Source organism: Trebonia sp., assembly GCF_030042015.1.
Taxonomy (GTDB): Bacteria; Actinomycetota; Actinomycetes; order Streptosporangiales; family Streptosporangiaceae; genus Trebonia.
Genome location: NZ_JASIAL010000224.1, coordinates 1 through 6,687, shown reverse-complemented (window position 1 = coordinate 6,687; position 6,687 = coordinate 1). Strand labels below are relative to the sequence as shown.

Sequence of the window (6,687 nt, the reverse complement as noted above, 5' to 3'; positions counted from 1 at the left end):
GGAAAACGCCTCCCGTTACAGCTGCGTGTCCGCGTACCTGGTCGTGGGGCCGTCGAGCAGCACGGTCTTGGACTCCAGGAAGGGCAGCAGTCCCTCGCGCCCGCCCTCGCGCCCGATGCCGGACTGCTTGAACCCGCCGAACCCGATGCCGGAATCCGACTTGAACCCGTTGTGCCCGACGGTCCCGGCGCGGAGCTGGCCGGCGACCTCGCGGGCGCGATCCACGTCCGCGGTGAACACGGCGGAGTTCAGGCCGTAGATGGTCTCGTTCGCGATCCGTACCGCGTCTTCTTCGTCCGCGGCGGGAATGACCGAAAGGACCGGGCCGAAGATCTCCTCCTGCGCGATCACCGAGTTGTTGTCGACGTTGCCGAACACCGTTGGCTCGACATACCACCCCCGCTCAAGGTCCTTCGGGCGACCGCCGCCCGTGGCCAGCTGCGCGCCGCCCTCGATGCCCTTGGCGATGTAGCCCTCGACGCGGTCGCGCTGGCGCCTGGCGGCCAGCGGGCCCATCTGGGACTGCGGGTCGAACTGGTTGCCGACCTTCACCTGGGAGAAGATCGACGACAGCGCGTCCACCATCTGGTCGTGCCGCTGCCGGGTGACCACGATCCGGGTGAGCGAGGCGCAGACCTGGCCGGCCAGGATGCATTCGGCCTGGGCCAGCGCGGTCGCCGCCGACTCCAGGTCCGCGTCATCGAGGATCACCGCGGCGGACTTGCCGCCGAGTTCCAGGGTGCAGCGGGCGATCCGCTCGCCGCAGATCGAGGCGATCTTGCGGCCGGCGGCGGTGGACCCGGTGAAGGTGATCTTGTCCACGCGCGGGTCGCGGACCAGCAGTTCGGAGACCTCGCGGTCGGCGGTCACCACGTTGAGCACGCCGGCCGGCAGGCCGGCCGCCTCGGCGGCCTCGGCGAACAGGTAGCCCTCGCCGGGCGCTTCAGGCGAGGTCTTCAGGATGACCGTGCACCCGGCGATCAGCGCGGGCGCCAGCTTCATGCCGATCTGCGGCATCGGCGCGTTCCACGGGATGATCGCGCCCGTGACGCCGACGGGCTCGCGGACCAGGAGGCCGAACCCGCCGCGCGCCGGCTTGGCCGGCTCCTCCCACGGGAAGGTCGCCGCCAGGTCGGCGTAGTAGTCGAAGCTGGCCGCACCCCCGAACGCGCCGAAGCGTGCCGCGGAGTACAGGACGCCGGCCTCGCGCGGCCAGATCTGGCCGACCTCTTCCGACCGCTTCCTGACCTCGGCCGCGAGCGCACGCAGGTACTCGGCCCGCTCCACGTGCGTCAGCCGCGGCCACGGGCCGCTGTCGAACGCCTCCCGTGCCGCCGACACGGCACGCGCGATGTCGGCGGCCTGCGCCTCGGCGACGGTGAAGTACAGCTCTTCCGTCCCCGGGTCGATGACCTTGATCGTGGCGTCGGACGACGGCGACACCCACTCCCCGCCGATGAAGAAACGGTCCGTGTGCCTGATCGGCACCGTGGTCTGGTTAGCGAGACTCATAGTGCGAGCCTAGACCGGCGGGGAACGGCCGCCAATACGGCAGGTCGCCTGCCGCTACTTGATGGGTGGCCGCGGGAGCCTGGCCGTGCCCGGCTCGAGCGTGAACGTGTAGTCGAATGAGTACCAGGGGGCTTCGACGCTGGAATCGGCGGGGTGCGGCTCGTCGTGACGCCGGAAGTCGCCGATCAGGGCGCGGGTGACGCCGAACTGGACATCGGTGTCGATGTGCGGGTCGTCGGGCGCGTACACCTGCGAGATCAGCGTCTTGTAGCCCTCCTTGAAGATCAGCACGTGCAGGTGCGCCGGCCGGAACGGATGGCGGTGCTGTGCCTTGAGCAGCCGGCCCACGACCGCGTCGGTGGGAATGGGATAGCCGGCCATCTTCACCGTCCGGAACCAGAAGCGCCCCGCGTCGTCGGTAACGAACTTGCCGCGCAGGTTCATCGGCGCCTGTCCGGCGTCCTGATGCTCGTACAGCCCGACCGGCGAGGAGTGCCACACGTCCACTTCGGCCCCGGCGACGGGATTGCCGGCGCGGTCCTGGACCCGAGCGTCGACGAACAGCGCCGGCCCGGGCGTCGCCGAGCGGACGATCGAGCCGCCGTTGTCCACCCGCGGGGAGTTCATCCTCCAGAACGGTCCAAGCAGGTTCTGCTGCGTCTCGGTGGCGCCCATGTCGCCGTTGTTCAGCAGGCAGACGAGCGTGGACACCCCCAGCGAGCCGGACATCAGCACCATTTCGTTGTGGGTGTCGGTTGTTGCCTGGCCGATCTCGTTGAGGATGGCGGCAGCCGACTGGAACTCCTCCTCGGTGAGCCGTACCTCGCGGACGAACGCGTGCAGGTGCGAGACCAGCGACGTCATGATCTCCCGCAGGCGCGGGTCGGTCGTCTGCTGCATGACCGCCAGCACGGCGGGCGTCACGTCTTCATGTCGTTCGATGATCATCAGGACACCTTCGTTCGCGTCGTCTTTCGGTCCGCCCGCCTGATCTTATTGACAGCAATGCCAGGAACTTAAGCCGTGTACGGCATCCATCACATCACCCGGCCCGCCCGCGACGTCCCGCCGAGCCATCCGGGGTGAACGGGGCTATGGTTCGGAACATGACGGTCGTGAGCGGAGCCGGCGCCGTCGTCACCGGCGGCGGTGGCGGGATCGGGCGGGCGATCGCGCGCAGGCTGGCGGCCGGGGACGCCCAGGTGGTGGTGAACGACCTGGATCCCGGGGCTGCCGCGGCGGTCGCCGCCGAGATCGGCGGCTTCGCGGTCCCCGGTGACACAGGGACGGACCACGGCGTGCGGGAACTCCTCGCCGCCGCCCGCGGCCACCTCGGCGAGATCGACATCTACTGTTCGAACGCGGGGACCGGCGCCGGGAGCGGACCGGATACCCCAGACGACGTGTGGCAGCGCGCGTGGGAGGTCAACACGCTTGCGCACGTCCGCGCGGCGCGGGCGCTGCTCCCTGGCTGGCTGGCGCGCGGGCAGGGGACCTTTGTCATCACCGCGTCGGCGGCCGGGCTGCTGACGATGCTCGGCTCGGCGCCGTACTCGGTGACCAAGCACGCAGCGGTGGGGTTCGCGGAATGGCTCGCCGCGACGTACGCGCATCGCGGCCTGACCGTGCACTGCATCTGCCCGCAGGGGGTGCGCACCCAGATGCTCGCCGATGCTGGGCGGCCAGGCGAGGTCCTGCTGCTTGACACCGCTATCGAACCCGAGCAGGTCGCCGGCGCGCTGTGGGACGCGATGACCGAGCGCAGATTCCTCGTCCTGCCGCACCCCGAAGTCCGGGACTACTACACGCTGCGCGCCGCCGACACCGACAGGTGGCTGCGCGGGATGTCACGGCTGCAACGACGGATCGAGGAGGAGGAGACAGCGTGAAAGCCTGGCACGTGAGCCGGTACGGCGAGCCGCAGGACGTGCTCGAACTGGCCGAGGTGGCGCGGCCGGTCCCCGGTCCCGGCCAGCTCCTGGTGCGGGTGCTCGCGGCCGCGGCGAACTTCCCCGACGCGCTGCTGTGCCGCGGCACCTACCAGGTCCGCCCGCCGCTGCCGTTCTGCCCGGGCGTCGAGCTGTGCGGCGAGGTCGCCAAGACCGGTGCGGACGTGGGCGGCTTCTCCCCAGGGGACCGGGTGATCGGCGCGACCGTGCTGCCGCATGGCGCCTTCGCGGAGTACGCGGTCATGGACGCGGCGACCGCGATGCCCGCGCCCGCGGGACTGGACGACGCCGAGGCGGCGCCGTTCCATGTCACGTACCAGACCGGGTGGTTCGGGCTGCACCGGAGGGCGCGGCTGGCGGCCGGCGAGACGCTGCTCGTGCACGCGGCGGCAGGCGGCGTGGGCAGCGGGGCCGTCCAGCTCGGCAAGGCGGCGGGGGCCCGCGTCATCGGCGTGGCTGGTGGCCCGCGGAAGGCCTCGGTGGTGCGGGAGCTCGGAGCGGACGTTGTCGTTGACCGGCACAGCGAGGACTTCGTTGCGGTCGTCAAGGACGTCACCGGCGGGCGCGGCGCCGACGTCGTCTACGACCCAGTCGGCGGCGAGGCGTTCCTGCGGTCCACCAGGTGCATCGCGTTCGAGGGCCGGATCCTGGTCGTCGGCTTCGCGAGCGGGGACATCCCGGCGGCCGCGCTGAACCACGCGCTGGTGAAGAACTACTCGATCCTCGGCCTGCACTGGGGCCTGTACCGGCAACGGGACCCGAGTGCGGTCCGTGACTGCCACGCCGAGCTGAGCAGGCTCGCCGCGGCCGGGGTGATTCGGCCGCTGATCAGCGAGCGGCTGACGCTCGACGACGTCCCGGACGGGCTGCGACGGCTCGCGGCGGGCGCCACCACCGGCCGGATCGTCTTCCTGCCCTAGGGTCGCGGCCCGTGCCGGGCGGCTGCGAGGCGACAGCGGCGCAGGCCGAGCGGCTGGGCTTCGACGGCCTGCTGCTTGCCGACAGCCAGAACCTGGTCGGTGACGTGTTCGTCGAGCTCGGCGTGCTGGCCCGGGCAACTCATCGACTCGGGCTGGGCACCGGGGTGGTCAACCCGCTGACCCGGCATCCGGCGGTGACCGCCGCCGCGATCGCCAGCCTGCAGCTGGAGTCGCGCGGGCGGGCGGTTCTCGGTGTCGGACGAGGCGACTCCTCGCTGGCCCAGCTGGGTCTGCCCAGGCCTTCCACAGCCCGGCTGCGGGAGTTCGTCAGCCAGGTCCGGGGGTTCCTGCGCGGCGAGACGGTCACGGTCGACGGGCGGGCCAGCCGGATCGGGTGGATCGCCGACCGCGCGGTGCCACCGGTGCCGGTCGAGCTGGCCGCGACCGGTCCGGCCACCATCGCCGCGGCCGCGGTCGCCGCCGACCGCGTCATGCTGACGGTGGGAGCCGATCCCGAGCGGATCGCCTGGGGGATCGAGGCGGCCCGCCAGGCCCGGATCGCGGCCGGCCTGGACCCGGCTACGCTGCGGGTGGGCGCGTACGTCAACGTCGGCTGCCACCCCGACGCGGCGGTCGCCCGGGCCCTGGTCCGGGGCAGCACGGCGATCTTCGCTCACTTTCCGCCATGAGCGCGGCAGCCGGCCCGGCTCTGCGCCGGGACGACGCCGCGGTGATCGGGCAGGTGGGGCGCCGCAACGAGCTCTTCGCTCACGAGGTGCTTCCCCAGCTGCGCGGCGCCGCAATCAGGCCAGGGTAAGGAGAGTGCCGATGCCCGCACGCCTGTCAGGGCGCGGGGTCGCGGAGCGCCGGGATGGCTCAGGGTCTCAGCTCGCAGGATCGACGATAAGGGTGATCGCCTCCGTAACCGTCTCCGGGGTCGGCGTCTCTGTGTCTGTCACTGTCACCTCGATGGTGTACGGGGAGTCAGCGTCATCGCCCGCATCCGGGGTGCCGCTGATCACACCCGTGGTGCCGTCGATGGCGAGGCCTGCGGGCAGTCCGGTCGCGGTCCAGGCGTAGGTGCCGTTGCCACCGGTCGCCGCCAGGGTCGCCGTGTACGCCACGCCGACCTCCGCGTCGGCCAGCGCTGTCGTGGTGATGGCAAGTGCCGGGTAGGCCACCGTGAGGGTGAGGTCCGCCGTCGCCGTCTCCGGTGTCGGGGTCTCGGCGTCCGTGACGGTCACCGTGACGTCGAAGGTGCCGCCGGCTGTGGGGGTGCCGCTGATCGTGCCCGTGGTGGCGTCGATGGCAAGGCCGTCCGGCAGTCCGGTCGCGGCCCAGGTGTAGGTGCCGTCGCCGCCGGTCGCGGCCACGGTCGTCGTATAGGCGGCCCCGTCGGTGCCGTCAGGCAGCGCCGCCGTGCTGATGGCAAGTGCCGGGTAGGCCACGGTGAGCGTGAGGGCCGCCGTCGCCGTCTGCGGTGTCGGGGTCTCGGCGTCAGTGACGGTCACCTCGACGGTGTAGGGGGAGTCCGCGTCATCGCCCGCATCCAGGGTGCCGCTGATCGTGCCCGTGGTGGCGTCGATGGCAAGGCCGTCCGGCAGTCCGGTCGCGGCCCAGGTGTAGGTGCCGTCGCCGCCGGTCGCGGCCACGGTCGTCGTATAGGCGGCCCCGTCGGTGCCGTCAGGCAGCGCCGCCGTGCTGATGGCAAGTGCCGGGTAGGCCACGGTGAGGGCGAGGCCCGCGGTCGCCGTCTGCGGTGTCGGGGTCTCGGCGTCCCTGACGGTCACCGTGACGTCGGAGGTACCGCCGGCTGTGGGGGTGCCGCTGATGGTGCCCGTGCGCGCGTTGATGCCGAGGCCGTCCGGCAGGCCGGCCGCGGACCAGGTGTAGCGGCCGTGGCCACCGGTCGCGGCCATGGCCGCTGTGTAGGCGGCCCCGACGGTGCCGCCAGCCAGCGCGGTCGTGGTGATCGTCAATGTCGGATAAACCAAGTTGCTGACGGTGAGGCGGAACGTCCGCGCTGCCTGCTGCGCTGTCGGGCGCTCCGCGTCCGTGGCGGTCACCGTGACCTCGGACGTGCCCGCGCCTGCGGGGGTGCCGCTGATGGTGCCCGTGCCCGCGTTGATGCCGAGGCCGTCCGGCAGGCCGGCCGCGGACCAGGTGTAGGCGCCGTCGCCGCCGGTCGCGGACACCGTCGCCGAATAGGCCTTGCCCTCGGTGCCGCCAGGCAGCGCGGACGTGGTGATCGCCAGCGCGGGATACTTGCTGCCGCCGCTCGTTACGCACGTCAGCGTGTACGCGGC

General features: G+C 72.0%; 7 protein-coding genes. 4 read left to right on the top strand and 3 right to left on the bottom strand.

All coding sequences use genetic code 11. The features are described from left to right. Positions 1 to 15: 15 nt before the first annotated feature. Together Q1N79_RS11690 and Q1N79_RS11685 are read right to left on the bottom strand one after the other, a co-directional pair. Positions 16 to 1,512 (bottom strand): aldehyde dehydrogenase, encoded by a 1,497-nt coding sequence (locus tag Q1N79_RS11690; RefSeq protein WP_300608196.1) that lies wholly within the window; start codon positions 1,510 to 1,512, stop codon positions 16 to 18. Positions 1,513 to 1,566: 54 nt separating this feature from the next. After that, complete coding sequence (locus Q1N79_RS11685) at positions 1,567 to 2,460, bottom strand: dioxygenase (protein ID WP_300608193.1); 894 nt, start codon at positions 2,458 to 2,460, stop codon at positions 1,567 to 1,569. A 158-nt stretch (positions 2,461 to 2,618) separates the two neighbouring features. On the opposite strand from Q1N79_RS11685, the gene Q1N79_RS11680 reads away from it, so the two are divergent. The 4 genes from Q1N79_RS11680 to Q1N79_RS11665 are packed head-to-tail and all read left to right on the top strand — an operon-like array spanning position 2,619 to position 5,198. Beyond that, positions 2,619 to 3,401 (top strand): SDR family oxidoreductase, encoded by a 783-nt coding sequence (locus Q1N79_RS11680; protein WP_300608191.1) that lies wholly within the window; start codon positions 2,619 to 2,621, stop codon positions 3,399 to 3,401. Beyond that, on the top strand, positions 3,398 to 4,381 hold the full coding sequence (locus Q1N79_RS11675; RefSeq protein ID WP_300608188.1) for an NADPH:quinone oxidoreductase family protein: 984 nt from the start codon (positions 3,398 to 3,400) through the stop codon (positions 4,379 to 4,381). The genes Q1N79_RS11680 and Q1N79_RS11675 overlap by 4 nt, the downstream gene beginning before the upstream one ends. Before the next feature lie 11 nt (positions 4,382 to 4,392). Next, positions 4,393 to 5,070, top strand: coding sequence for an LLM class flavin-dependent oxidoreductase (locus Q1N79_RS11670; protein ID WP_300608185.1), 678 nt, complete (start codon positions 4,393 to 4,395; stop codon positions 5,068 to 5,070). Further along, positions 5,067 to 5,198 carry a hypothetical protein gene (locus tag Q1N79_RS11665; RefSeq protein WP_300608182.1) on the top strand — a complete coding sequence of 44 codons (132 nt, stop codon included), beginning with the start codon at positions 5,067 to 5,069 and terminating at the stop codon, positions 5,196 to 5,198. Before Q1N79_RS11670 ends, Q1N79_RS11665 begins: the two co-directional genes overlap by 4 nt. Positions 5,199 to 5,265: 67 nt before the next feature. Here Q1N79_RS11665 and Q1N79_RS11660 read toward each other — a convergent pair. After that, positions 5,266 to 6,687 (bottom strand): putative Ig domain-containing protein (locus Q1N79_RS11660; RefSeq protein WP_300608180.1); only part of this gene is annotated, 1,422 nt, incomplete at its 5' end.